Origin of the sequence: Chamaesiphon sp. VAR_48_metabat_135_sub, assembly GCF_031418915.1 — a bacterium.
Taxonomy (GTDB): Bacteria; Cyanobacteriota; Cyanobacteriia; order Cyanobacteriales; family Chamaesiphonaceae; genus Chamaesiphon.
Genome location: NZ_JANOJV010000009.1, coordinates 1 through 3,337 on the forward strand (window position 1 = coordinate 1; position 3,337 = coordinate 3,337).

Consider the following 3,337-nt stretch of genomic DNA (forward strand, 5'->3'; position numbering starts at 1 on the left):
GAGGCTGTGCCTACGGCAGGCTTTGCCAACGCCAACGCGCTGGCGGAGGTTCCCTCCAGATCTCGCTGTGACAAGACAGTACATAAAGACTGACAAATTTTGCTCCAAACTAGTAACTATTTCCTGAAAACTACCCTCTACCCTCTACCCTCTACCCTCTCAATACTAGTAACTTTGTTTTGATGCAAGATGTGAGCTTAACTAGCAGCAGGAAGCGATGCTCGACCTGGTTCTGGAGCGCGTAAAGTCGCTTCACTAAATTCGGGGGTTTTGGTGTAAACAGACGATAGCAGCACTTCCAACATTTCGGCGCGTCTGGCAGCCTCGATCGATCTATGGGTAATCAATTCACCCGTATTTAAAATCACCCGATCCTGTTTGTCTAAAATTACGCGAGTAGCCGGACGACCGAGAGCACCTTTGATTTGCTGTTCTTCGAGCGCGTGGGTAGTTTGAGAGCGAAGTTTTTCGCCCGTTTGTTTTGCCCATTCAATCGATTGTGCGATCCCACTTTGAACCCGATCTCCAGTATGGCTAATTTGGCTAGAGGCAGCATCTAAAGCATCATTCGCGCTAGATTTAGCCGCATTACTGGTAGAAAGACCAACAGAGCGCAATAATGCCTCTTCCAGGTGATATGTCTGTGCCCGCTCGATCGTTTTTTCGGTGACAATTTGACCTGGTGCAGCCACGATTAAACCATCGCGGGTACGCACCACCGTAGTAGCTCTGCGTCCCAATGCTTGGTCAATCGTGTACCGAGCAGTAGTAGCATTGGCTTTTTGAGTCAGATCCTGAGCGATCTCACTGGCTCGTTGCTTGGCATCCTCGGCTAGATTGCCGCCAGCAGCACGATAGAGACGATCCAAGATCCCAATATTTTCGGCAGTCATCGCGTCTGCCATCGTGACGATCTTACCTGGAGTTAAAAATACAGATCCATCGGGGCGTAAGACTTCTGATGCAGTTTTTCGTCCCAGTACAAATTGTTTTTGACTTTCAGGATCGACGATCGCATTAGCTACTTGCGTTGTAGCCTGACGACTAACTTCCGAGATCTGTTCGCCCGCTTTGTGAGCAGCAGCTTGTACCTTCTCACTGGTATCTTGGATCGCAGCTTTGATGCCACCCACTTGTTCTTCCATTAAGTCCGCCACCATCGCGGGGACAAAAGCGTAGTTCTCGCCAATGCGGAGAGTTTGGACAGCAGGGACAAAAGATCTACCGGAATAAGCATCGGCAAAAATTCCACCGGAAACTTCATAACCCTCGATCGCGCCCGTAGTTTCATCGAAGTAGAGATCGACCATTTTCCCTAGATCTTGACCAGATACAGTCATGATATGGGTACCGTTCATGATGTTATTGCGAGCGAGAATTGCGGCTACTTGCGGATCTGATTTAGCGGGAATAATATTATCTGCCCTGCTAACAATTGCTGCATCCATGCCAATCGATTGAATCGCCAGCAGGGGAAGAACTCTAGCGTCGCTCATGAACCCACCTTCTTGGACGAGCAAAGCGACTAAATAGTTACGCTCTTGATCAAAAATCAAGTCTCTAACTCGACCGACTTTTTCGCCAGTATCATAGGCAACAATCGGTTTACCAACAATGTCACTACCTTTACGCATCTGATTTATCCTCAACTTTAATAATGATTTTTTGGTTACAAAAACTACTGACGATTTACTTTTAGGGTTGTTCTGGATAGGTGCGAATTTCGACTCTATCATTACCAAAGCCGTTGATAATATTAATCGCTCCGATGTATTCTAATCCGGTTACTACAGCAACTGAAGCTAGAATCAATAAACTCAATGGAATAGCTGAATTCGATTGTTTGCCGATCAGACGTGGCATCGTAAACTCCATATTTGATAGTGGTGAATTAGCAGATCGATAGTTAACTATCAAAGATAAAAAATCTGGGCGGGTTTAGCCACCCAGATTTAATTGAAAGAAGAGTTAAGTGTGTAGGAATTGGCTAGTAGTTAGCGACTAGCGCAGGTCTTCTTTGGCATTGCGGACATTACCTTCAACCTGTTTTACTTTACCTTCAGCTACTTTGGTAGGATCGTCGGTTGCGTTGCCCATTAGCTCTTCTACTTTGCCAGTGACCTTTGATGCAGCAGCTTTTACCCGCTCTTTTGCACCTTCAGCTAGATCGGCAGCTTTTTCTTTTAGGTCTTCGGCTGAATTACGGATATCACCTTCAGCTTGTTTTGCTCGACCTTCTTGGCGATCGACATTGCTTCCAGATACATTACCAACAGCTTCTTGAACTTTACCTTCGACGTTTTTAGCAGTTGCTTTAGCTCTTTCTTCGAGACTCATGATAGATATTCCTATAAGTTTTGATTGAGAATCAAGAAGTTAACTTAGTAACTTTTAGTTGACTTAATATCAAACCTCTCGATATCTTTACTTTACGCAACTTAGCAGGTGAATTCATCTATCCAAAGAGGTGGACTATGATAGACTCGATCGCTCTCTTTTGGTAGAGTGATATCACCATCCACCATCTGTCCATTCACCATCTATTCAATCAAACCACCGCGTAATGCCAAAACTGCGGCATGAGTGCGATCGTCCACACAAAGTTTATTTAAAATATGGCGAACGTGGGTTTTGACAGTCCCAACAGTGACAAATAACTGCTCGGCAATCTCGCCATTACTACAACCACGCACGATTAATTGTAAGATCTGGATTTCTCGATCGGTCAAACCTGCACTACCAACAATATCCGCATAATCTCCCTCCAATCCTTTAATTTGGATGGTTTTCTCTTTGTCTGCTGATGAGGAGCTATTTTTACGGAGTTGCTGAAGCACAATACTGGCGATCGTCGGATCGATCCAGGGATTGCCTTCATGGGTCGATCGAATCGCTTCTTCGAGTTTATCCATATTAATATCTTTCATGCAATAAGCATCTGCTCCCGCCGCAAATGCCGCCATCACCGAGTCTTCGCCCTTATGCATGGTCAACATCAAAATCTTAGTCGGACTGGGGTTCTCGCCCTGATTCTCGCGAAATAGCCGCACCATTTCAATCCCATCGATATCTGGCAATCCAATATCAACGATCGCCAGATCGGGTTTGGTTGTTTGTAATAGATTTAAACCCTGATAACCATTGGCAGCATCGCCGACTACTTCAATCCCATCACGACGTTTGAGAGCCGCTTCTAGCCCAATGCGGGTCAATTCATGGTCTTCAACGATCGCAATCCGAATCGGTTTTTCCAAAATAACACCTATCTAAACTGAGAGAATTAATGCCATATACACATCCATTTTAAACTATGACGCTCGCCACGGTGATTAGGCCG

The 3,337-nt window shown here is 45.3% G+C and carries 4 protein-coding genes; all 4 read right to left on the minus strand.

What is annotated here, in order from left to right; all coding sequences use genetic code 11:
• Window positions 1–197 precede the first annotated feature (197 nt).
• Window positions 198–1,634, minus strand: a complete 1,437-nt coding sequence (locus RMO55_RS00315; RefSeq protein ID WP_310421751.1) for a PRC-barrel domain-containing protein — start codon at window positions 1,632–1,634, stop codon at window positions 198–200.
• 61 nt (window positions 1,635–1,695) lie between these two features.
• Complete coding sequence (locus RMO55_RS00320; RefSeq protein ID WP_310421753.1) at window positions 1,696–1,863, minus strand: hypothetical protein; 168 nt, start codon at window positions 1,861–1,863, stop codon at window positions 1,696–1,698.
• A 138-nt stretch (window positions 1,864–2,001) separates the two neighbouring features.
• Window positions 2,002–2,337: a CsbD family protein gene (locus RMO55_RS00325; RefSeq protein WP_310421756.1), complete on the minus strand. Its 336-nt coding sequence runs from the start codon at window positions 2,335–2,337 to the stop codon at window positions 2,002–2,004.
• 203 nt (window positions 2,338–2,540) lie between these two features.
• Window positions 2,541–3,254, minus strand: coding sequence for a response regulator transcription factor (locus RMO55_RS00330; RefSeq protein ID WP_310421758.1), 714 nt, complete (start codon window positions 3,252–3,254; stop codon window positions 2,541–2,543).
• Window positions 3,255–3,337: the final 83 nt, after the last annotated feature.